This window comes from Chryseobacterium tagetis (assembly GCF_016735585.2).
In the GTDB taxonomy this organism is placed as follows: Bacteria; Bacteroidota; Bacteroidia; order Flavobacteriales; family Weeksellaceae; genus Chryseobacterium; species Chryseobacterium tagetis.
On the sequence record NZ_JAERSE020000005.1, the window covers coordinates 362,334 to 384,282 of the forward strand.

Consider the following 21,949-nt stretch of genomic DNA (forward strand, 5'->3'; position numbering starts at 1 on the left):
TTTTCACCTAAAAAATAACTATGAAAAAAGCAATGTACAATCTGGGAATATTGTTATCCGTTTTAGCAGTATTGAGTTCTTGTAATGATCCAAAAAAGAATCATGAAAAAGAAGGTGATTCTATTACCATTAACAAAAATGAAATTATTGACGAGTCTTTTTTAACTGAAAAATTACAGTCAAAGCTTACCCCCGATACGGTGTATTCTATTTTACAACAACGAAACAAAGAATATGTAGAAGACAATCTTACTATCAGAAATACTTCTGAAAGAATCCGTAAAGCTTCTTTGGGACAATTTCCGGGGGCTGTAGTTTTATCCTGTTTAGATTCAAGAGTTCCGGTAGAGGATGTTTTTCATTCCGGAATTGGAGATATGTTTGTAGCAAGAGTTGCCGGAAATATTAGTAACGAAGATATTTTGGGAAGTTTGGAATACGCTTGTAAAGTATCCGGTGCAAAAGTTGTAATGGTATTGGGACATGAACATTGTGGAGCTATAAAATCAGCTGTAGATAATGTAGAACTTGGTAATATAACAGGTTTGTTAGCAAAAATTAAACCCGCCATTGCAAGAACAGAAAATTTTCAGGGAGATAAATCTTCGAAAAATCCGGCTTACCTTGAAGCGGTGACAAAATCAAATGTATTGCAGACCATAGATAATATCAGAAAAAACAGTGCAATTCTGAGAAAAATGGAAGAAAAGAAAGAAATTAAGATTGTTGGTGGTGAATACCATATGGAAACCGGTAAAGTAGAGTTTCTAACACAGTAAAATAAAAAACGGGGAATTTCAATTTTGAAATTCCCCGTTTCTTTTAAGAGATATTGAAATCTTTTCCTTTGGTAAATTTTGCCGCAAAAGGTGATTGGTTTCCTGAATATTTCAATACAAAATGTTTCTTGGTATCCGTATCAATTTTCGCATCCACTTCTACATCCTGAGTCTGAAAGCTTACATCTAAGCCCTCTCCGGATTCTTTTTCAAGATAAATTTCCACACTTTCAGCATAGAATAAAGAAGTGCTTAGATAATTGAATTTTATATTTTTTCTATAGGTTTTAGACTTATTTTGCGTGAATTCAGAATAACTTCTTAAAATTTCAATTCCGGGAGAATCAATATTGGTGATTCTGGATTTGGTAACTCCGTTTACTCGTACTGAAAAACTTTTAGCACTTTTAATATTTCCGTTCACTCCGATATTAAATAATGAAGGCAGAGAAAGACCATATTCGATCATACTGTCTTTGGTGAATTCAAAATCAGGAATCAGCGCAGGGTGTTTGGGTGCATTAATCAATTGATTTTTAACAGTATCCAGATTAGCATCCGAGAATAAAAAACCGATAAGATTGTTTCCGGTAGTTCTCCAGTTTCTTCCGTTCCATTCAAAAATTTCGCAAAGTAAAGTATCTGCAGAAGAGTGAGGGAGAAGATCTATGTCCTGCCATTTGAAAACCTCTTTAGCATAAGGCCTTCGGTTGGTAATATTGATGCCCAGATCCAAGGCTAAAAGTTCTGTTAACTGTTGATTATTTTCCATATTCATTGTGAGGTGTTGATTAATTTCATAAAATTAATTAAAAATTGCCGGGTTCAATTTTAAAATATCATAAAACTTTTGTCTGTGGGTTCTAATCTAAAATTTGAATTCAAAAAAACTTTATCTTTGCTACTATGATTTTACGAGGAGAAAACTTAATCAAAGAATACGGTCCTAAAAAGGTTGTAAAAGGTGTTTCAGTACAGGTTCAGCAAGGAGAAATTGTTGGATTGCTTGGTCCCAACGGAGCAGGAAAAACGACATCGTTCTATATGATTGTAGGATTGGTTAAGCCTACTTCCGGTAAGATTTTTTTGGATAAACAGGAAATCACTTCCGATGCGATGTACCGCAGAGCTCAGAAAGGAATTGGTTATCTGGCGCAGGAAGCTTCCGTATTCAGAAAACTTTCTGTGGAAGATAATATTATGGGGGTTTTGCAGTTGACGAAGCTTTCAAAACGTGAACAACAGATGAAATGTGACGAACTGATCGAAGAATTTTCTTTGCAGCACGTCCGTAAAAACAGAGGGGATCTTTTGTCCGGAGGAGAAAGACGTAGAACAGAGATTGCAAGATGTCTTGCGACAGATCCAAGTTTTATTCTTTTGGATGAGCCTTTTGCAGGAGTTGACCCGATCGCCGTAGAAGATATTCAGAAAATTGTAAGAAGTCTTACCGATAAAAACATCGGAATTCTGATTACCGACCACAACGTACAGCAGACTTTAGCGATTACCAATAAAACATATATTATGTTTGAAGGAAGAATTCTGAAAGAAGGTCTTCCTGAAGAACTGGCAAACGATCCGCAGGTAAGAGAAGCTTACCTGGGAGAAAACTTCGTGTACCAAAGTATTTTCGACAAACCGAAAAAGAAAAACTATGCGTATAATATCTGGGCAGGAAATTTTGATTCAAAATCCCAATTCCAAAGCTTTGTAGATCATAATTTTGCTCAATTTGATGATCTTAGACTGATGTATGGTTTTGAAGATATCAGTTTTGCATCATTAGGAAATTCAGAAATTCAGCATATTTTTAATGACGTTCTTGATAAAAATGCGAATAACTCTTATGTGTTCCAGAGAAAAGAAATCAATTCACACTATTCATTGGAACAGGCAGAACTAGAATCAAAACAGGCGGCAAAACCGGAACTTCATTTTGTGACAACTTATTTATACGAAGGATAATACATATTTAACATAATAGAAACAAAGAGTGGATAAATTTCTGCTCTTTTTTTTATATATTTGATTTTCTGATATTTATCATTTTTTTAGAATTCACGAATAAAAAGAATGGTTGAGGATTGGTTTTTGTATTTTCTATAGTGAAAAGAATTTATTTTTATTAATGATTTAAAAAATGATAAATAAATCTTTTTGTTTTTATTAATCTTTTAAAATATAGAACCATGTCACTAAAAGAAAAATTACAAAAATTAGCCCTAGAAGTCAATGAGCCCTCAGTAAGTATTTCTTTGAATACTCACCGCACACTTCCGGAAAATCAACAGGACGAGATTGTTCTTAAAAACCTTATTAAAGAAGCTGAAACCAGAGTGATTGAAGAATTCGGAAAAAGACCGGCTTCTTCCGTTTTAGAAAAACTGGAAAATATCTCAGGAAAAATCAATCACCGTCACAATCTCGAAAGCTTACATATATTTTTATCCGATAATACAGAAGAAATCATAAGATCTACCTGGCCGACTCGTGAAAATACAGTTGAAATAGATGGTAAATTTGCCATCAGATCTTTGGTGAAAGACGCGGTGAGAACTCAGGAATATCTGATCTTGGTCTTAGCACAGAACGGGACCAAGCTTTTTGCAGCAATGAATGATAAAATTGTAAAGGAAATTCATGAAGAAGGTTTCCCGTTTCCTGAAAATCCTTTCTATATCACCCATTCTGAGGTGAGAAGTGATGGTAAACAGGTCGATAATCAGATAAAAGAGTATTTTAACCGAATCGACAAATCTGTTGTTGAAATTCATAAAAAAACAGGATTTGAAGTTGTGGTGATCAGTACCGCAGATAATTACAGCAAATTATTAGAAGTTGCAGATATTCCGGGAATATACATTGGTCATGATAATAAAAATTATTCAGAATCGGATGAGCATCATGTGGTAGAACAGGCGTATGAAATTATCAAAGCAAAACAAAAAGAAAAAAGAGCTCAGGCTATCAATGAATTGAGAGAAGCGGTTTCCCACGGAAAGGTAGTAACAGATCTTCAGGAAATTTATCAGGCCGCTCTGGACGGAAACGGAGATTTGCTTATTGTCAGTCAAAACTATCAGCAACCGGTAAAATTAACTGGTGAAAGAACTTTCGAATATGCAGAAGACTCTAAAGAACCTGGAATTGTAGATGATATCGTTTCTGTGATCTCTTGGGAAGTTCTTTCCAAAAAAGGAAGAGTACATTTTACAGATCAGAAAGAATTATTGGATCTGGGTGAAATTGTACTCAAAACAAGATACTAATTTTTTTCATATCAAATTTTAGCCGGCTTTCAGTCGGCTTTTTTATGGACTTATGAAATAAAAAAATTAACTTTACTACATATCTTTAAAGGAATTCTATGATAAAACCTTTTAACAGAACCATCACCTTATTCGGTATTTACAAGCAACTCGTTCCATTTATCAGACCTTATCGACTCATGATTTATGGAACCCTGTTTCTCACATTTTTAGGTGCTCTCGCTGCGCAGGTGAATCCGTTGGTTTTAAAATATACTGTAGATGAGGTAACCAAACTTACACACCTTCCGCATCCGATGTCAGAAGGAATTCATGTTCTGGTATTGATTTCTGTTATTTTATTGGGAAAAGAATTATTGAATATTTTCATCAATTTCGGACAGAAATTTTACGGAGAGAAAATCAGAATCAATGTAAGTTCTGTTTTGGCGCAATCGGCAATCGATAAGATTTTAACGTACAGAGTGGCCTATTTTAATGATGAAAATCATGAATCAGGAAAATTACAGATAAGGATTGATCGAGGAATTGAAAGCTTGACAAGATTGGTTCAGAACTTTTTCATTGATATGCTGCCGTTGTTTTCCAATGCGATTATCGCTTTGATCATTATGTATCTCCAAAATGTGTATGTTGGAATTGTTTCCACGATTATTGTTCCGATTTACTTTTATATAAGCTCTTTGCAGGCTAAAAAATTAGGAGGGGTAAGAAGAACGTTAAGAAATCAACGTGAGCAGAAAACTTCAGGACTTTTGAATTTAATTAATTCGATTATGGTTATCAAAAGTTTTGTCCGTGAAAAATTCGAAGGAAAAAAGCAATATGATTTGCAGATGCAGCTGATGGAAAGTCAGATGTTCACCCGAAAGACCAATTTTATCTATGATGGATTAAAAACTTTTATTGAACAGTTTGGAGTGGTTTTAATTATTCTTTTAACGGTTTATCTGGTGTTGGACCAGCAAATGACGATTGGTGCCATTATGCTTCATATTATGCTTTTCAATAATGTTTCTGCACCGATTCGTCAATTACATAGAATTTATGATGATATGAACGATGCGATGATCTATGCAGAAGGCTATTTTGATATCTTAAACGCAGAAGACGAAAAAGAACCGAACGGAAGTTTTGTAGAGAAAGAAATAAAAGGAAATTTTGAATTAAAAAATGTCAACTTTTCTTATCCAAATGGAACGCAGGCTTTGCATGATGTTTCCATGAAAATTGAAAACGGGAAGACAACTGCTTTGGTCGGTTTAAGTGGTGCGGGAAAATCTACAGTTATTAATCTTTTATGTAAATTTTATCTTCCGAATTCAGGTGAAATTCTATTAGATAATGTTAATTTGAATGATTATGACAATACTTTTCTTCGTAATGATCTTGGATTAGTGCTTCAAAAAAATCATATTTTTCAGGGAAGTATCGAAGACAATATTCGCTACGGAAACATGAATGCCACCTTTGAAGAAATTGAAGAAGCAGCGAAAAAAGCCTATCTTCACGAGCAGATTCTTGATCTACCTGAAAAATATAATCATGATGCCACCCAACTTTCAGGAGGACAACAGCAGAGAATTGCCATTGCAAGATTATTCTTAAAAAATCCACCGATTATTTTCCTTGATGAACCTACAGCAAGCCTTGATGCCATTGCAACAGAACAGATTAAAAACTCTTTGGATGCCATAAAAGAAGGAAGAACGGTGATTATTATTTCCCATTCTTTATCGCAGATTTTAGATTCAGATAAAATTTATGTGATGAAAAAAGGAAGGGTTGTAGAAAGCGGAACGCATGATGAATTGGTACAGCTCGAAGGAACGTATAAAGAAATTTTTGATGCTTCGGCAAGAAGTTTAAATTTAGATAAATTGGTGAATACCTATAAAGATAATTAATTTTAGAAATTATTTTTGCTACCTATTAAAACAGTTAATGAACGACCACTATCTTAAAAAACTCGACAGAGTTACCGCGATTCTTACCCAATTACAATCAAAACCCATTGTCAGAGCACAGGATCTGGCTCATAAGTTTGATGTAAGTGTTCGTACTATTTATCGTGACGTCAAAACATTGGAAAACGCCGGAATTCCTATTGTTGGTGAAGCCGGAAGCGGATATTCTCTGATGGATGGCTATAAACTTCCGCCTGTAATGTTCACCAAAGAAGAAGTATTGAGTTTCATTACCGCAGAAAAATTGATGCAGAAATTTTCCCATCAAAGTTTGGGAGGCCATTATCAGACTGCGATGGAAAAAGTACGTTCTGTGTTGAAATATTCTGACAGAAATTTAATCCAAAATATTGAGAAGCAGATTGATATTTTTCAGTATCACGCTGTAACAGAAGACACGATAAAAGACGTTCTCCCAACTATTTTGGAGAGTATTGGAGAGAAGCGACAATTGACCATAGAATATAAAACAGTTGATGATCAAATTTCAACAAGAACGATCGAAGCTGTCGGTGTTTTCTTTGAATTTAATTATTGGTACATCATGGCTTTCTGTACATTGAGAAATGATTTCAGGCAATTCCGTGTAGACAGGATTTTAAAAATTTCAAAAACTCAGAACCCGTTTTTAGGAGAGTACGGACAAATCAATGATTACAGAAAAAGCGGAAATGGAAATAAAACAACCGTAAGACTTTTAGTCGAGAAAAAAATAATGGGATTTTTGGTCAACTCTAAAAAATATTATGGGTTAACAAAAGAAGTTGATGCAGAAAACGGGATGGTAGAATTGACGTTCGAAACAGAATCGATGAAAGACGGATTTCCTCGTTGGCTGATTACGTTTGCAGATTTTGCCACTATTTTGGAACCGGAAAGTCTGAAAGAACAATTAAGAAATTTATTAACCGAAATTTCCGATAAACATCAATAAAGCCCCAACAATTCCTGTTGAGGCTTTTTAGCAAAATTAATTAAATTTGAAGATGGTTTCTTTTGTTAAAAGGACAAAAAGCAAAAAGTAAAAGACTTGTCAAAATTCAAATTATGGAAGGTTTGAATGTATTTACAATATTGCAGATTTGCCCTTTTGTTAGCTTATGATTGATTTTTTAAATTGAGTTTTATCAAAGATTTTAGTCTCCACAAAGGCATTAAAGATCCTAAAATCTCTCCCAAAAAAAAGGCGGCTCAATTCCTAAAGCTCTTAAATATACATATCCTTGTCCACGGTGATGGATTTCATTATCCACGAAATACAGAATATTCTGATAAACCGGGAATTCATACTGACCAAATAAATTGAAAGTCTCCTGAAAACGTTCTTCAGAAATCTGAGCAAAATAAGTGTTGATGGTTTCAGTTTCTTCGTCCCATTTTTTCAGAATATCTTCTTTTGTTTTTGGGGCGAAACCTTCTTCGTTATAAGCCTCCATATTTTTGTCTACGATTCCTTTCAAAGCCGGTCCTCCAATGCTGATTAATTCTACGGCCAGTTTTGCAAATGGTCTCATTCCTCCCAATGAAAATTCAAATAATTCTTTTTCAGGAAACGCTTCGATTACTCTTCTTGTCAGATTTCTGTGACCTTGCCAATGTTCCAATACTTGTTCAGAGGTCATAAATTGTTTTGTGATGGTTGCTGTAGTTGTCATAATTTTAATATTGTTTGTTATTGTTGATACAAAGGTAAACCGAGATTATGACAACAGTTTGTCAGTAGGATTTTGACCAAGAAAAAATATTTTATTTTTTACTAAAATATCTGAGCTTAGTTTTCCGTTAGTATAAGCAAAGTGAATTAATAAAATTGTAAATTGTCTCGAAATTTAAAAATATGAAGAAACTTATTTTGGCAATGGTACCTGCATTTTTATTAGTATCATGTAATAAAATTGAAGAAAAAATTGACCAGACTGTTCAGAAGACTACTGAAACCGTTAAGCAGAAAGCCCAAGATGCAGTGGAAGAAACAGTGAAAAAGACCGTTAATGAATCTATAAATTCTCTCACCAATTCTGAGGATGTTCCATTTAATCAAATTTTTCCCGGAGCCGATAAAGCAATCATTTCTGAAGGAACAGGAAAGAAATTCAAATTTCCGAATGGTTCAGAAGGTTTTATTTTTAAATATAAAGCGGATAAAGCGACTTTAATTCCGTTTTTGGAAAGTCAGCCGACAACTGATGAGAATAAATCAGATAAAACGGCCAGAAAAATTGACGGACAAAGCATCATCGATAAAATAAGTTTGGTAGAAAAGTTTCTTCCTGAAAATACAATTGATTCCAGCTTTCTGGATGATATTAAAAATGATAACAATATCGAATATTACAGATTAAAACGATTTCCGAATAGAAGTACGATTATCTACAATCCCAAGAACCAGACCGTATTACAATACGTAGAGGTAAATAAATAATTTGAGAAGATGGTCGATTATATCGGCCATTTTTTATGTAATACTTGTTGTATTCCACTTTTACAAGTAGTAATGATGAGGATATTCATTACATTTTACTTTTTACATTGTACAAAATAAAGTATTTTAGTACTATGAAAATTTATACAAAAACAGGAGATAAAGGTCAGACAGCTTTGTATGGCGGAACGAGAGTTTCAAAAGCAAGTGCAAGAGTTGACAGCTACGGAAATATAGATGAACTGAACTCGTTCATCGGAATTTCAAAAAGCCATATTGAAGATCAGGAAGTTTTAAGACAATTAAAAAAAATCCAGTTCGATTTATTTACGGTAGGTTCGGAAGCAGCAACTCCTGTTGATAAATTAATGTTGGCGAATGGAAAATCGCGTTTACCCATCATTATTTCAGAAACTGAGATCGAAGAACTGGAAAACTGGATGGATGCTTTTGATGAAACATTAGAACCGTTACAATATTTTATTCTTCCCGGTGGAGGAAAACCGGCAACGTTTTTACATGCTGCAAGAACGATTTGCAGAAGAGCAGAACGTTCTTTAGTGTTCTTAAACGAATCGGAAGAAGTACGTCCTGAACTGATTAAATACCTGAACCGGCTTTCAGATTACCTGTTTGTGTTGGCAAGATACATTTCAAAAATCAATAACGAACCGGAAGAATACTGGAATCCGAATGAAAGATAATGCATTATTGTTCATCAACGGAGATGCTCCGAAATCTGTTCCGGATCTTGAATCATATGGGTTGATCGCTTGTACAGACGGAGCTTTTCATTATTTGAAAAACTTAAATTTTCCACTGGAAAAGCTGGATTTTATTTCCGGTGATTTTGATTCACATTCCGGGAAAGATGAGAATATTTATGAAGATAAATTCATTTATACTCCCGATCAGGACAAAACCGATTTTCATAAAGCACTGGAAATTATTTTAGAAAGAGGTTTTACAAACGTTGATGTTTTAGGAGGAAGTGGAGGAGAGCAGGACCATTTTTTAGGAAATCTTACGGTCGCTTTTGGATGTAAGGATCAATTAAATATAAAGTTTTATGATGAGTTTTCTGAATATTATTTTGTGCCCAAAAATTTTAAGATAAAAGGAGTAAAGGATAAAATGATTTCGCTGTATCCTTTTCCATCAGCTGAAAATATAACTACCAAAGGATTGAACTGGCCTTTAGTGAACGGAAGTTTACAGATTACTTCAAGAATAGGAACGAGAAACTTTGCCGTAGAAGATGAAGTTTCTGTTGAATATGAAAAAGGAGATGTATTGATTTTTATCGGAAAAAACTATTTGTGAATTTAAAGACAAATTGCGCAATCTGATTTTCGTAATGAGAATAAAAAGTGTAATAAATATTTGTAACATCAATAGGAACGGGCTTTAGCCCGTTTTCAAAATAAAAACAAACCAATTGGCTTTAGCCAAAATATACGAGAATAAAACCAAGCATCTGTGTAAATCCGTGAAATCTGTGGGAAAATAAAAAATGAAAAATTTAATCAAAATATCATTTCTAATCGTTTCAATATTCTGCATTTTCTCATGTAAAACGCAGAACTTTTCTACACCCGAATATGGAAAAAATATAACAGAAAAGAATATTCAAATTAAAAAAGTTCATAATTTCAGAACGGTCGGAAATATTAAAAATGTTGATGGAAGAACTTTAAAAGAAGGAAAATTCTACAGAAGCGGACATCTGCATCAATTAAAGAAAAAATCTTTTGATGAGCTGGAACAATTAGGAATCAAAGAAGTGATTGATCTTAGAAATTCAAAAGAAATAGCTCAGAAACCGGACAATCTTCCTGGTGATATTATTTATAAGAATTATTCTGCTTTTGAAGATGAAGGTGACCAATTGGATCAGGCTAAAAAATTAGTATTAAAAGGAAAAGTTGACGGCTCAGATGCAGATAAAAGAATGTTGGAATTCTACAAAGATTATGTTTCGGAAAATCCTGAAATTATCAAAAAAATCATCACTGAGATTTTAGAATCCGATCAGCCGATTTTATATCATTGTACGGCAGGAAAAGACAGAACGGGAATTACCACAGCTTTGATCCTGACCATTTTAAAATTCGATAAAGAAACGATTTACAACGATTATCTTTTGTCCAATAATTACAGAAAGAAATTAGTGGATAAAAGGCTGAATCTTGCTAACAATCTACATTTTATCTATCCTAAAATGGATGTCAGAGTATTAGAAAAACTGAGTTGGGTGGAGACCGATTATCTGGATGCTGCTTTTAATGAAATCAATAAAAAATATGGCTCGATCGATAACTATATTCAACAGGTTTTAGGAATTTCTGAAAGCAAGCGGCAGGAATATATTCAGAAGTTTACCTATTGATAATCAGAATAGAATTTTCATTACAAAACCTACGAAAAATTATAATAAATTTAACGTTAAAAAATCAAACTTTTTTAGCAATTTTGCATTTCTTAATTCACTTGTTTAGAAATGAAAATAAAATACTCGGAACTTATTGATCAGACGTTGTATTTCCCTACTGAGGAGTTCAATGTATCTGAGAACAATTTGTCGTTCCACGATATTCCTTTAATGGATGTTGTTGAACAGTTTGGCACTCCGCTAAAAATTAGCTACCTGCCGAGAATTTCTCAAAATATCCAGAAGGCCAAGAGTTGGTTTAAGGAAGCCTTTGAGAAAACCGAATATAAGAAGAATTATAGGTATTGCTACTGCACAAAATCAAGCCATTTCAAATTTGTATTGGAAGAGGCTTTGAAAAATGATATTTCTATAGAAACTTCTTCTGCATATGATATGGATATTGTGAAATCTCTTTACAAAGAAGGGAAAGTAACAAAAGATATCGAAGTGATCTGTAATGGTTTCAAAACAGATGATTATCTGGCGAAAATTTCAGATATGATCAACAGTGGTTTTGAAAACATTACTCCAATTCTGGACAATTATCGTGAACTTGATAAATTAACAGAAAGTATTGATACAACATTCGACATCGGAATCAGAATTGCATCTGAAGAAGAGCCTAAGTTCGAATTTTATACTTCAAGATTAGGAATCGGATATAAAGATATTATTCCTTATTACAGCCAGAAAATTGCTGAACACCCGAATGCAAGATTGAAAATGCTTCACTTTTTCATCAACACGGGAATCAAAGATACGGCGTATTACTGGAATGAATTGTACAAATGTCTTCGTGTATATGCACGTTTGAAGAAAATTGCTCCGGAAGTAAATTCATTGAACATCGGTGGTGGTTTTCCAATTAAAACCTCTTTACAGTTTGATTACGATTATCAATATATGGTGGAGGAAATCGTTTCTCAAATCAAGAAATTCTGTGAAGAAGAAGGTGTTGAAGAGCCAAATATCTATACGGAGTTCGGAAGTTTTACGGTAGGAGAGAGCGGTGCGAATATCTATAAAATTATTTCTCAGAAACGTCAGAACGACAGAGAAAAATGGAATATGATCGATTCTTCTTTCATGACGACTCTTCCTGATACCTGGGCGATTTCAAGACACTTTATCATGCTTCCTTTAAACCGTTGGGATGATACTTATGAAAGAGTTTTCTTAGGTGGATTGACTTGTGATTCAGATGACTATTATAACTCTGAGCAACACACCAATGCCATTTATTTACCTGTTTTCAGTGATACGAAGCCTTTGTATATTGGTTTCTTCCATACAGGAGCGTATCAGGAAACAATCGGCGGATATGGTGGAGTTCACCATTGCTTAATGCCTCAACCGAGACACGTTTTGATTCAAAAAGATGAAAACGGTGAGCTTCATTATGAAATTTTCCGTGAAAAACAGGAACCGGAAGATGTATTGAAACTTTTGGGATATTAATAATTCAATAGGAACGAGCTTTAGCCCGTTTAACAAAAATAATAACTTCCAATTGGCTTTAGCCAAAACCTATAAAAAATTAAAGCTCTCAAAATCTGAGAGCTTTTGTTTTTTCTATTTAAAAATACTTTGAAATCTTATCTAATTCAAGTTCTTCATAATCTGACACCACAGTATTGGCTAATGTGTAATCCTGATTTTTAGAATGAGGACTTCTATAGGCAGCACAGAAAATATTCGCTCGATGGGCTGCTAAAATTCCATTGGTGGAATCTTCAATAACCATACAGTTTTCAACGGCTTCTCCAGCCATTTCTGCTGCTAATAAGAACACTTCAGGATGAGGTTTTGATTCTTTTAGATCGGCACCACTGATTTTTCCGCTGAAATATTTTTCCAATCCGAATTTTTCAAAAACCATATTGATGGTGGTCATGGTTGCAGAAGAAGCCAGAATTAAGGTAATCCCGTTTTCATAATAATGCTGAATTAATTCTCTTACTCCGGGAATCAAATCAAACTCATCATCATTATAAAAATAATCTTTAAAATGCGTTCGTTTGATGGTGGCAATCGTTTCGTGAGTATGATCTAAATCAAATTCCTGAATCAGTGTTTCACAGACTCTCTTGGTAGAAGCTCCTGTAAAAGAAGTATATAAATCTTCGGAAACCGAAATTTCCAGCTCGTTAAATGTTTTAAAATAGGCTTTTCTGTGCAAAGGTTCTGTATCCACAATTACGCCATCCATATCGAATAGCACAGCTTTTAATGACATAAAATTTTAGTTTTAACAAAGGTAATGATTTTGCTGGAAGCGGGAAGTTGGAGGATGGATGTTTACAATCGGAACACTTAATTTTTCAGCATTTTTGTAAAACTTCCATCCTCCATCTTCAAGCTTCCATCTTTTTCCCATCTTCTTTGTATCTTTGCACAAATCATTTAATTTTTAAATAAACATGAAGACATACGCAGGAATTCCTGAAGAAAATGCATCATTAGAGAACTCGAAAGTAATGTTAGTAACTGTTCCTTACGACGGGACTTCAACTTGGGGAAAAGGAGCTGATAAAGGTCCGGAATTGTTCCTAAACGCTTCTGAAAACATGGAGCTTTATGACATCGAAACTCAGACAGAACCTTACTTAGAGGGAGTTTATTTGGCTGGTGAAGTTTCTGAAAATGCTACACCAGAAGCAATGACAGAAGCGGTTTATCAAAAAACAAAAGAGCTTTTGAACAATGATGGTAAATTATTTACCCTTTTCGGAGGGGAACACTCTGTTTCTATCGGTTCGATTCGTGCAGTTGGGGAGAAATTTGAAAACCTAACGGTTCTTCAATTGGATGCTCATACAGATTTACGTCCTGAATTCCACGGTTCTACTTCTAATCATGCTTGTGCGGTTTTTGAAGCAAATCAGAAACACAATTTGGTACAGGTGGGAATTCGTTCAATGGATATTGAAGAAGCTGAATATTTACCAGAAGGAAGAGTATTTTTCGCTCACGAAATTGCTAACAATGAAAACTGGGTAAATGATGTGTTGGAAAAAGTTTCAGGAAACGTGTATATCACGATTGACCTTGATGCTTTTGATCCTTCAATCTGTCCGTCAACAGGAACTCCTGAACCGGGAGGTTTACAATGGTATCCAACATTGGAATTATTAAGAAAAGTATTTGAAAAATGTAATGTTGTAGCATTTGATATTGTAGAATTAATGGATTCTCCGATGGCAAAACCAAGTGCATTCTTAGCTGCGAAGTTATATTACAAAATGCTTGCTTATTATCATATTAATCAAGACTAAAACTTCGCAAGAATCGGATTTTTTCTGTTAGAAATTCTTTGGAACTTTGTGAGGTAAATTCAAGGGTATGTCTACACAAAATCAGATCGATTACGAAAGAATTGCCAAAGCGATAGAATATATCCAGAGCAATTTTAAGCTTCAGCCAAATTTGGAGGAAGTAGCGGAGAAAATTCATCTAAGTCCTACTCATTTTCAGAAAATGTTTTCTGATTGGGCAGGAACAAGTCCGAAGAAATTTTTGCAGTTCATCAGTCTTGAACATGCTAAAAATTTGTTGAAGGAGGAAAAAGCGAGTTTATTTGATACAGCTTATGAGACAGGATTTTCAAGCACAAGCAGATTACACGATCTGTTTGTAAAAATTGAAGGGATGTCTCCGGCAGAATATAAAAACGGAGGAAAAAGTCTTACCATCAATTACAGTTTTTCAGAAACCCCTTTCGGAACTGTAATTACAGCTTCCACAGAAAAAGGAATCTGTTATATGGCTTTTGAAACCGATACAAATAAAGCATTGGGAGATTTACAGGGTAAATTTCCTAATGCTTCTTTTTTTGAAAGACAGGATGAATTTCAGAAAAATGCATTGTCCATTTTCAATAAGGACTGGACGAAGCTCAATACTATAAAACTCCATTTAAAAGGAACTGATTTTCAATTAAAAGTCTGGGAAAGTCTACTTACCATTCCGATGGGGAAATTATCAACGTATGGAAATTTAGCTGAAAAAATAGGAAATCCAAATGCTTCAAGAGCAGTGGGAACGGCAATTGGAAGTAATCCTGTCGCTTTTCTGATTCCTTGTCACCGTGTCATTCAGTCTTCTGGACATCTGGGAGGGTATCGATGGGGAAGTGAGAGAAAACAACTTATGGTTGGCTGGGAAAGTTCTCATATTTATTCTTAATATTCTACTTTATTGTACATTCTTCATCAATGAGAATAATGTACTTCAACTAAAATTTATTTTAATTGTAAACAAATCAACGCGAAGTTTGTCATTCCGTAGGAATCTAGGTCTATTTATTAGAGATTAGAATTTAAAAATACTTTGCTTAGATTCCTACGGAATGACAGAAAACGTATACAAAACTTTAAACATTATGTTAAGCCTATTCGAAGACATATCAGACAACCCTTTAAATATCCTTCCCAACGACGGAACCGTTCACTATTACGGAAAAGTTTTCTCCGAAGAAAAGTCGGATTTTTATTATGAGTATTTATTCAATCAGATTCCATGGGAAAATGATGAAGCAGTCATTTTTGGAAAATTGATTTTAACGAAAAGAAAAGTAGCCTGGTTCGGTGAAAAACCGTTTGAATACACGTATTCAAAACGAACCAAATATGCAAAATTCTGGACTCCCGAATTATTAGAGCTAAAACAAAAATGTGAAGAAATAACAGGAGAAACTTACAACTCTTGCTTGTTGAATTTATATCACGACGGAAGCGAAGGAATGGCGTATCACAGTGACGGTGAAAAAGATTTGAAAAAACATGGTGCAATCGCTTCTCTGACTTTCGGAGCGGAAAGAAAATTTTTATTTAAGCATAAAGCGACAAAAGAAAAAGTCGAAATATTCTTAGAAAACGGAAGCTTACTGGTGATGAAAGGAACAACTCAGGATCATTGGATGCATCGACTTCCGCCCACAACAAAAGTGAAAACACCAAGAGTGAATCTGACCTTTAGAACGATTGAAGAATAATTTTACTTAAATATTTAAACTCTAAGTTTGTCATTCCGGAGGAATCTAAACAGAGTATTTTTAAATTTTAATCTCTAATAAATTACCCTAGATTTCTAAGGAATGACAAATGAAATAATTTATTATCTCTCGCAGATTGTGCAGATGACGCAGATCTTTTTAAACACAATCATCTGCTTAATTTGCAAAATCTGCGGGAGACAAAAAATAAAAGCTGTTCAATCCGAACAGCTTTTTACATTTATTTTAAAACCTCAACTTCAATCGCACTATCATCAAACACCTTGATAAACGCTTTTGTATAATCCTCTTTCGTAGCAAAATTTGGATTATCTAGGAATTTCTGTGGGTTGATCGCAAATAACGGGAACCATGTTGAAGAAATCTGAATCTGGATTTTATGCCCTTTTTTAAATGTATGCACAACATCCTGTAATCTGAAATTCACTGCTGTTTTTTGATTCGAAACCAATGCTTCAGCTTTTTCTCTTGAATTTCTGAATCTTGCAGGCATAATTTCACTTCTTACCATCTGATGATAATTTCCGTAGATCACTCCGTCTTTTTTCTCAACAGGTTTGAAATCTTCAGGATAAATATCAATTAATTTTACTGCAAAATCTGCATCAGTAGAAGTAGAAGCAATATTTAATTTAGCCATAATTTCACCTGCGAAAGTCATATCTTCGGTTAAAGCATCCGTTGTGAATGTCAAAACATCAGGTCTTCCTTCTGCAAATCTTTGGTCTTCCGACATATAATTTTTAGGAGTAAATCCGTTGAAATCTTTTAAATTATCAGAACTCAAAACCGGATTATTCGGATCACTGTAATATTCGGATGAACCTTGTCCTGCTGCATTTTTCAATGTTCCGTTTGATAAATAGAAATTTACTTTCTGTCCTTCTTTCGGTGGATAAGTTGCAAATTCTCTCCATTGTTTTGCTCCGGTATCATACATTAATGCTTCGGGTAAACCTGCATCCTCTTTTGTATTTCCTTTTAAATAATGATTGAAAAATTTCGTTTCAATATTTTTCTGATAATACGTTGCAATGCTGTCTCCAAAATAAATCTGGTTGTGGAAATGTTTTCCTTGTTCCTGTGCCCAAGCTCCATGAGAGAAAGGTCCCATTACAATTGTATTTTTTGCTTTCGGACTTGTTTTTTCAATCGTTTTATAAATATTTAAAGGCCCTGAAAGATCTTCTGCATCAAACCAGCCGCCAACAGTCATTACCGCATGATTTACATTTTTAAGATGAGGAAGAAGGCTTCTTTTCTGCCAGAACTCATCATAATTGGTATGGTTCATAATTTCCGTCATAAAGAAATTATTTTTATAATATTTATCATACCCGTCTTTCAATGTTCCCATGTCTCTGTAAAATTTCAGGCCATCTTCAGAAGTCACTTTAATCATAGAATCTGTGTACCATGCTTTATTTTCAGGTTTTGTTTTCTGAACTCCGAAAACGGGGAACGTTCTGAAATAGCCCATCATAAATCTTCCGTTGTGAAGAAAGTCGTCATTCCAGAAATCTGAAATCGGAGCTTGTGGAGAAGAGGCAACCAATGCAGGATGCTGTGCTAAAATCCCTACAGCCGTATAAAATCCCGGATATGAAGTTCCGTACTGACCTACTTTTCCGTTGTTGTCTTTAACGTTCTTTAAAAGCCATTCGATGGTGTCATAAGTATCTGTACTTTCATCAACATCTTTCTTTGTTTTTCTTTCAACCTGTGGTGTCATATTGGTGAAAGTTCCTTCACTCATATATCTTCCGCGAACATCCTGAAGAACAAAAATATATTTGTCTTTCATGATATAAGGATTCGGGCCAAGTTTGGTTCTGTATTCATTTTCACCGTAAGGAGCAATGCTGTAGCAGGTTCTCTGCATCAGAAACGGATATTTGTTTTTATTGGAAATATCCTTTGGAATGTAAACTGCCGTAAAGAGTTTTGTTCCGTCACGCATTGGAATATAAAATTCCTTTTTGGTGAAATTATCTTTTACAAAAGTATCCGGTTGTGTTGATTGTGAATTTCCAAAAACAAACAGGAAAATAAGTACAATTGAAAAATGAATCTTCATTACATAAAATTTGATGCTAATTTAAACATAAATATGCTTTTGGATAAGATTTATAGATGAATATGTCTCAACATCACTTTTTCCTTCCTGCAAATTTATTCAGCTTCATCGTAAGGGAAAACATGATGTAGCGTTTCAGAATCAAATCTTCACGGTCTTCAACATAAGAAGCAGAAATGGTTCTTCTTACACTCTGGTTTTGATTTAAAAGATCATAAACTCGCACTCTTGCAGTTAATTGTTTTTTGTAAAACGTATATCCGATGCTTGTATTCCAGAAATAAAAATCTCTTTTGAAGCCGGGCGTAATATTTGAGCTTTTGTTGTATTCAAAATCATTTTCGAAAATAAGATTGGTTTTCAGAAAATAATTCGTCAGTTCTAGTCTGAAAGTCTGATACGTATTTTTTATACTTTCAACACTGTAATTTTCATAATTTGAAAGAGTATAATTGACGTTGTAAGAAGGTTTTATGTTGACCTTGTCTTTTTTGTCATAGGTAAAACTGATTCCCGGAGTGAATGTATAAGAATTTCCTAAAAACTCCTGTCCGTTGATATAGCCTTTGTTGTATTGGTAGCTTAGATTAGCTTTAGGTCTGATCGTTAATTTATTATCATTCCATTTATATGTTTTTCCAAGACTTCCACCCAATGTTGCACTTTTGTTTCCGCTGATATTTTTATAGCTTACAAACTGTTTTCCGGATTCATCATAAAATGAAAAATCTGTAACATCATTATTGTTGTAAGTAAAGCTCAGATTAACATTATAATTAAAGTTTGTTTTCGTGTTAAAATTATTAAAGTAGATACTCGTTCTGTTGCTCCAGGCGTTTTTAAGATCAGGATTTCCTTCATACGTAATCAAAGGATTGGATTCGTCCCTGTACGGAATCACGTTTTCCGGAGTAGGAACAGTGAAGCTCGCCGAATTGTAAATATTTAATTTTGAGGTTTCAGAAATACGGTACTGAAGTCCTGCATTATAATCCGGTAAAGTGAAATTTCTCTGAAGATCATAATGTTCTCCGTTGAAAACCGCATTGTATTTTAGATCTGAAAAGTTAACCGTTGTAGAAGCCCAAACGCTGTATTTTTTCTTATTCAGCTCAATGTTGATTTCCGGGGAAAGCTGATTGTTTCTCTGATCAGAACTTTTAGATAAAAGAATATTGTAATTGGAATATTGTCCTGTATTTTCATCAAAATCATTGACGTTTCTGATGCTTGATAGGTTTTTCGAGTTGTAATTTAATCCTAACGTTACATTTAAAGAATCTGAAACAGGTTCAGAATATTTTGCATTAAATGAGTAATTATTATTCTGGTTTTTACTTTCAGATAACTGATTTCTGATATCATCAGGATCTGAACTCTGATAAAATTTGGTAGCTGATTTTGTAAGATTGTCATTTTTCGATTCCGAAATTGAAGTATTTAAACTTGCATATAATGAGCGGCCTTTTTTGTTAAATTTTTTCGAGTAGTAAAGATTCGGGCTGAAGGAATTGTTTTCGGATTTTGCATTTGTTGAAGATTCACTTTCATTCAGCAGTTCATCATTTCTGTACGTAATCGATTTTGAAGTTCTTTCATTCGTTGTTTTGGAAAGTGAAAGTTTAGGTGAAAAATAAATCGTGCTTAGAGAATCAGGTTTTATTCTTACTGCCGAATTAAAATTGTACTGTTCCGTATTATTGTCGGCATGATTTTCAGAATCGGTTTTCAGGGTAGAATCAGGAAGAAAAGTCGTTCTTGAAACTTTAGAAGCCGTTTCCAGATTCGTTTCATTGCGTGTTGCGCCCAAAGATTCCAGATCTACATTGGGACCGAGCTCATCGCTGTAATTCACTCCGATTGTCGTAGATTTCTGAATTCCTTTCATATTATTTCCGCCTCTTGCTCCGGTATTTCCACCCAGATTCTGGGCTTCATCATTGGTAAATCCTTTCGTATTGATATTATTGGAGGAACCGAGCACACTGATTTTAGTTTTATTTTTAAAATAGCTCAAAAATCCACTGGCTTCATATCTCTTGTCGCTGCCGTATCCTCCGGTAATTCTGGAAATAAATCCTTGATTTTTCTTTTCGTCAATATTGAAATTAATCGTAGATTTTTCAGATTTTGGCGTTTTTCCGGTAAGTTCTTCTTCTTTGGTTTTGGTGGAAGTAACCTGAATATTTTTAATAATATCTGCCGGAATATTTTCCAGAGCAATTTTTCCGTTGGTATCGAAAAACGGTTTTCCGTTGATCATGATCTGGTCAACTTCCTTGCCGTTGACTGTAATTTTCCCGTCGCTGTCAACTTCTATCCCGTCAATATTTTTTAATAATTCCTGAATATTGCTGTCTGGACGAACTTTGATGGCATTGGCATTAAATTCAATCGTATCTTTTTTTATTTTTATGGGTGACGCAGTAATAACGACTTCTTCAATGTTAGAAATTTTGTCTTTATCGAGCCGGATTTCCTCTAAGGTTAAAGATGTATTTATTCTATCGAAATTTTTAGAATAAGGAAGTAATTTATCGGCTTCCACTTTTAAAATAGAAGGTTCATTAAGCTCATTGATCTTTAAAGAAAAATTTCCTTCTTTATTGGTAAAAGCAGAGCTTATAACCGATGAATCTTTTTGTTTGATAAGACGGACAGATGCATTTTCAACTGGTTTGTTTTCAAAATTTGAAACCTTACCGTTGACGCTTAATTTCTGCCCACTAAGAAGTAAACAATTGAATGAAAATAACAGTAACCAAAGAATTTTCTTCATTAAAATGTTTTTTGAAAATGCTAAAATATAAAAAAACACCCCTGAATAGGGATGTTATATTTTAAATAATGTTAAATCTTAATGATTAAGCTTTCAAATATCTTGAGTAAGCATATCCTTCCTGCCCGTCAGTATTTTTTACTTTCCACCACTCGTCAGAAGTCTGCTCGATCAGTGTTACAGAGGCTCCTTTTGCAGCTTTTCCTACTACGGCAGCTTCTGTAGAAGGTTCCTGTCTGATATTTAAATTGGATTCTTCTGTAGCTACTGTCAATAGAGAACCTGAAGCCAATCCGCTTACCTGTACATCAATATTGATATCTGTTGCAGAATAAGTAGAATCAATAGCTCCTAAAGCATTCCATACTGTATCTTTAGCAGCAGTATTGGATGCATTTCCGGAAACATATAAAATCCCGTCCTGCTCCTGAACCTGAAGATTTGAGATTCCTGCAGACTGAGCAGCAGAAACTACGCTTGAATATTTGTCTTGTAATGTGCTCATATTAATTATTTTACGACTAAGTTATTGTTGTATTTTCCTACTTTCAAAGCATCTATAGATTCTTTAATTTTTCTAGCCTGCAATGATGATACGTTTCCTGTAAGAGTAAGTTCTCCGTTTACAACTTCCACTTTTACTGAAGGGAAATCTTTCAGAGCATCCTGTACTTTTTTCTGAACGGCAGGATCTACTGCAGATGTAGTTTCAACCGGAGCTACAGGAGCCGGAGCTTCAATTTTGGTCATATCCATTACATCTTTGATTCCGTTTACTGTTTTCAGCTGAGCGATCATAGCATTTTTAGACTGTTCGTCAGCAAAAGTTCCGCTTAGGTGAGCAACCCCGTCTTTCACTTCAACAGAAGCTCCCGGATTTGAAGTTACAATAGTGGTTGCCTGAGTTTGAAGATCAGCATCGGAAACTTTTTTCTTACATGAAATCGATCCGAAAGACACTGCGATTGCCAACGCAGCCATTGCGATTGTTTTTTTCATAATAGAGTTATTTTTTGTTGTTTAGGTTTTAATGTTATACGTAAATGTAATAATAAAATTTATACCAAAAGATTAAAATTCTGCTAATTATTTTTTATTTCTCTAAAAGATTCAACATTAAAAATGGAAAATTCATGGAACAAAACGGTTGATGGATGCATAGAAAAGAAGAAGTAGCAGGTAAAAGTTTAAAAACATTATATTTG

The 21,949-nt window shown here is 34.2% G+C and carries 20 protein-coding genes and 1 pseudogene; 13 read left to right on the forward strand and 8 right to left on the reverse strand.

The genetic code is table 11. The annotated features are described in order from the left end of the window. Positions 1-20 precede the first annotated feature (20 nt). Complete coding sequence (locus JI747_RS18475; RefSeq protein WP_225690342.1) at positions 21-779, forward strand: carbonic anhydrase family protein; 759 nt, start codon at positions 21-23, stop codon at positions 777-779. A 43-nt stretch (positions 780-822) separates the two neighbouring features. Here JI747_RS18475 and JI747_RS18480 read toward each other — a convergent pair whose 3' ends face one another. Next, positions 823-1,551 (reverse strand): hypothetical protein, encoded by a 729-nt coding sequence (locus JI747_RS18480; RefSeq protein WP_225690343.1) that lies wholly within the window; start codon positions 1,549-1,551, stop codon positions 823-825. A 134-nt stretch (positions 1,552-1,685) separates the two neighbouring features. Here JI747_RS18480 and lptB point away from each other — a divergent pair. From lptB to JI747_RS18500, 4 genes and pseudogenes are all read left to right on the forward strand, one after another. Next, positions 1,686-2,411, forward strand: a pseudogene (gene lptB / locus JI747_RS18485) (LPS export ABC transporter ATP-binding protein); the annotation flags it as partial. Positions 2,412-2,971: 560 nt separating this feature from the next. Beyond that, positions 2,972-4,051, forward strand: a complete 1,080-nt coding sequence (locus JI747_RS18490) for a baeRF3 domain-containing protein (protein WP_225690345.1) — start codon at positions 2,972-2,974, stop codon at positions 4,049-4,051. A gap of 179 nt (positions 4,052-4,230) precedes the next feature. Then, complete coding sequence (locus JI747_RS18495) at positions 4,231-5,958, forward strand: ABC transporter ATP-binding protein (protein WP_225690413.1); 1,728 nt, start codon at positions 4,231-4,233, stop codon at positions 5,956-5,958. Between the two features lie 37 nt (positions 5,959-5,995). Beyond that, positions 5,996-6,952 carry a helix-turn-helix transcriptional regulator gene (locus JI747_RS18500; protein WP_225690346.1) on the forward strand — a complete coding sequence of 319 codons (957 nt, stop codon included), beginning with the start codon at positions 5,996-5,998 and terminating at the stop codon, positions 6,950-6,952. A 229-nt stretch (positions 6,953-7,181) separates the two neighbouring features. On the opposite strand, the gene JI747_RS18505 is transcribed toward JI747_RS18500, so the two are convergent. Then, positions 7,182-7,673 (reverse strand): DinB family protein, encoded by a 492-nt coding sequence (locus JI747_RS18505; protein ID WP_225690347.1) that lies wholly within the window; start codon positions 7,671-7,673, stop codon positions 7,182-7,184. Positions 7,674-7,855: 182 nt separating this feature from the next. Between JI747_RS18505 and JI747_RS18510 the strand changes: the two genes are divergently transcribed. From JI747_RS18510 to JI747_RS18530, 5 genes are all read left to right on the forward strand, one after another. Further along, positions 7,856-8,440 (forward strand): hypothetical protein, encoded by a 585-nt coding sequence (locus JI747_RS18510; RefSeq protein ID WP_225690348.1) that lies wholly within the window; start codon positions 7,856-7,858, stop codon positions 8,438-8,440. Positions 8,441-8,574: 134 nt separating this feature from the next. Next, positions 8,575-9,144: a cob(I)yrinic acid a,c-diamide adenosyltransferase gene (locus JI747_RS18515; protein ID WP_225690349.1), complete on the forward strand. Its 570-nt coding sequence runs from the start codon at positions 8,575-8,577 to the stop codon at positions 9,142-9,144. Further along, positions 9,134-9,763 carry a thiamine diphosphokinase gene (locus JI747_RS18520; protein ID WP_225690350.1) on the forward strand — a complete coding sequence of 210 codons (630 nt, stop codon included), beginning with the start codon at positions 9,134-9,136 and terminating at the stop codon, positions 9,761-9,763. The genes JI747_RS18515 and JI747_RS18520 overlap by 11 nt, the downstream gene beginning before the upstream one ends. 190 nt (positions 9,764-9,953) lie before the next feature. Next, the gene (locus tag JI747_RS18525; RefSeq protein ID WP_225690351.1) at positions 9,954-10,829 is read left to right on the forward strand and encodes a tyrosine-protein phosphatase; all 876 of its coding nucleotides are present in this window, start codon (positions 9,954-9,956) and stop codon (positions 10,827-10,829) included. Between the two features lie 111 nt (positions 10,830-10,940). Beyond that, the gene (locus JI747_RS18530; protein WP_039366966.1) at positions 10,941-12,332 is read left to right on the forward strand and encodes a type III PLP-dependent enzyme domain-containing protein; all 1,392 of its coding nucleotides are present in this window, start codon (positions 10,941-10,943) and stop codon (positions 12,330-12,332) included. Between the two features lie 118 nt (positions 12,333-12,450). Here JI747_RS18530 and JI747_RS18535 read toward each other — a convergent pair whose 3' ends face one another. Both JI747_RS18535 and JI747_RS20395 read right to left on the reverse strand, forming a co-directional pair. Further along, a complete protein-coding gene (locus tag JI747_RS18535) occupies positions 12,451-13,110 on the reverse strand; it encodes an HAD family hydrolase (protein ID WP_225690352.1) in 660 nt (219 codons plus the stop codon). 12 nt (positions 13,111-13,122) lie between these two features. Further along, positions 13,123-13,251 (reverse strand): hypothetical protein, encoded by a 129-nt coding sequence (locus tag JI747_RS20395; RefSeq protein ID WP_262904176.1) that lies wholly within the window; start codon positions 13,249-13,251, stop codon positions 13,123-13,125. 43 nt (positions 13,252-13,294) lie between these two features. Between JI747_RS20395 and speB the strand changes: the two genes are divergently transcribed. From speB to JI747_RS18550, 3 genes are all read left to right on the forward strand, one after another. Further along, positions 13,295-14,149, forward strand: a complete 855-nt coding sequence (gene speB, locus JI747_RS18540) for an agmatinase (protein WP_225690353.1) — start codon at positions 13,295-13,297, stop codon at positions 14,147-14,149. Between the two features lie 67 nt (positions 14,150-14,216). Beyond that, positions 14,217-15,059 carry a bifunctional helix-turn-helix domain-containing protein/methylated-DNA--[protein]-cysteine S-methyltransferase gene (locus JI747_RS18545; protein WP_225690354.1) on the forward strand — a complete coding sequence of 281 codons (843 nt, stop codon included), beginning with the start codon at positions 14,217-14,219 and terminating at the stop codon, positions 15,057-15,059. 196 nt (positions 15,060-15,255) lie between these two features. Further along, positions 15,256-15,867 carry an alpha-ketoglutarate-dependent dioxygenase AlkB family protein gene (locus tag JI747_RS18550; RefSeq protein WP_225690355.1) on the forward strand — a complete coding sequence of 204 codons (612 nt, stop codon included), beginning with the start codon at positions 15,256-15,258 and terminating at the stop codon, positions 15,865-15,867. 241 nt (positions 15,868-16,108) lie between these two features. On the opposite strand, the gene JI747_RS18555 is transcribed toward JI747_RS18550, so the two are convergent. The 4 genes from JI747_RS18555 to JI747_RS18570 all read right to left on the reverse strand — a co-directional run bounded on the left by JI747_RS18555 (position 16,109) and on the right by JI747_RS18570 (position 21,743). Further along, positions 16,109-17,965 (reverse strand): CocE/NonD family hydrolase, encoded by a 1,857-nt coding sequence (locus JI747_RS18555; protein ID WP_225690356.1) that lies wholly within the window; start codon positions 17,963-17,965, stop codon positions 16,109-16,111. A gap of 73 nt (positions 17,966-18,038) precedes the next feature. Further along, positions 18,039-20,744, reverse strand: coding sequence for an outer membrane beta-barrel protein (locus tag JI747_RS18560; protein WP_225690357.1), 2,706 nt, complete (start codon positions 20,742-20,744; stop codon positions 18,039-18,041). A gap of 85 nt (positions 20,745-20,829) precedes the next feature. Then, entirely contained in the window at positions 20,830-21,249 is a 420-nt protein-coding gene (locus tag JI747_RS18565) for an SH3 domain-containing protein (RefSeq protein ID WP_225690358.1), read from the reverse strand. A 5-nt stretch (positions 21,250-21,254) separates the two neighbouring features. Further along, positions 21,255-21,743 carry a BON domain-containing protein gene (locus JI747_RS18570; protein WP_225690359.1) on the reverse strand — a complete coding sequence of 163 codons (489 nt, stop codon included), beginning with the start codon at positions 21,741-21,743 and terminating at the stop codon, positions 21,255-21,257. Positions 21,744-21,949 lie beyond the last annotated feature (206 nt).

Excerpts from the sequence above, each read along its gene's own strand:
- JI747_RS18525 (WP_225690351.1), top strand. The coding sequence starts at position 9,954 with ATGAAAAATTTAATCAAAATATCATTTCTAATCGTTTCAATATTCTGC.
- speB (WP_225690353.1), top strand. The coding sequence starts at position 13,295 with ATGAAGACATACGCAGGAATTCCTGAAGAAAATGCATCATTAGAGAAC.
- JI747_RS20395 (WP_262904176.1), bottom strand. The coding sequence starts at position 13,251 with ATGGGAAAAAGATGGAAGCTTGAAGATGGAGGATGGAAGTTTTACAAA.
- JI747_RS18495 (WP_225690413.1), top strand. The coding sequence starts at position 4,231 with ATGATTTATGGAACCCTGTTTCTCACATTTTTAGGTGCTCTCGCTGCG.
- JI747_RS18530 (WP_039366966.1), top strand. The coding sequence starts at position 10,941 with ATGAAAATAAAATACTCGGAACTTATTGATCAGACGTTGTATTTCCCT.
- JI747_RS18565 (WP_225690358.1), bottom strand. The coding sequence starts at position 21,249 with ATGAGCACATTACAAGACAAATATTCAAGCGTAGTTTCTGCTGCTCAG.
- JI747_RS18490 (WP_225690345.1), top strand. The coding sequence starts at position 2,972 with ATGTCACTAAAAGAAAAATTACAAAAATTAGCCCTAGAAGTCAATGAG.
- JI747_RS18555 (WP_225690356.1), bottom strand. The coding sequence starts at position 17,965 with ATGAAGATTCATTTTTCAATTGTACTTATTTTCCTGTTTGTTTTTGGA.
- JI747_RS18500 (WP_225690346.1), top strand. The coding sequence starts at position 5,996 with ATGAACGACCACTATCTTAAAAAACTCGACAGAGTTACCGCGATTCTT.
- JI747_RS18550 (WP_225690355.1), top strand. The coding sequence starts at position 15,256 with ATGTTAAGCCTATTCGAAGACATATCAGACAACCCTTTAAATATCCTT.
- JI747_RS18475 (WP_225690342.1), top strand. The coding sequence starts at position 21 with ATGAAAAAAGCAATGTACAATCTGGGAATATTGTTATCCGTTTTAGCA.
- JI747_RS18480 (WP_225690343.1), bottom strand. The coding sequence starts at position 1,551 with ATGGAAAATAATCAACAGTTAACAGAACTTTTAGCCTTGGATCTGGGC.
- JI747_RS18545 (WP_225690354.1), top strand. The coding sequence starts at position 14,217 with ATGTCTACACAAAATCAGATCGATTACGAAAGAATTGCCAAAGCGATA.
- JI747_RS18535 (WP_225690352.1), bottom strand. The coding sequence starts at position 13,110 with ATGTCATTAAAAGCTGTGCTATTCGATATGGATGGCGTAATTGTGGAT.
- JI747_RS18560 (WP_225690357.1), bottom strand. The coding sequence starts at position 20,744 with ATGAAGAAAATTCTTTGGTTACTGTTATTTTCATTCAATTGTTTACTT.
- JI747_RS18520 (WP_225690350.1), top strand. The coding sequence starts at position 9,134 with ATGAAAGATAATGCATTATTGTTCATCAACGGAGATGCTCCGAAATCT.
- JI747_RS18505 (WP_225690347.1), bottom strand. The coding sequence starts at position 7,673 with ATGACAACTACAGCAACCATCACAAAACAATTTATGACCTCTGAACAA.
- JI747_RS18510 (WP_225690348.1), top strand. The coding sequence starts at position 7,856 with ATGAAGAAACTTATTTTGGCAATGGTACCTGCATTTTTATTAGTATCA.
- JI747_RS18570 (WP_225690359.1), bottom strand. The coding sequence starts at position 21,743 with ATGAAAAAAACAATCGCAATGGCTGCGTTGGCAATCGCAGTGTCTTTC.
- JI747_RS18515 (WP_225690349.1), top strand. The coding sequence starts at position 8,575 with ATGAAAATTTATACAAAAACAGGAGATAAAGGTCAGACAGCTTTGTAT.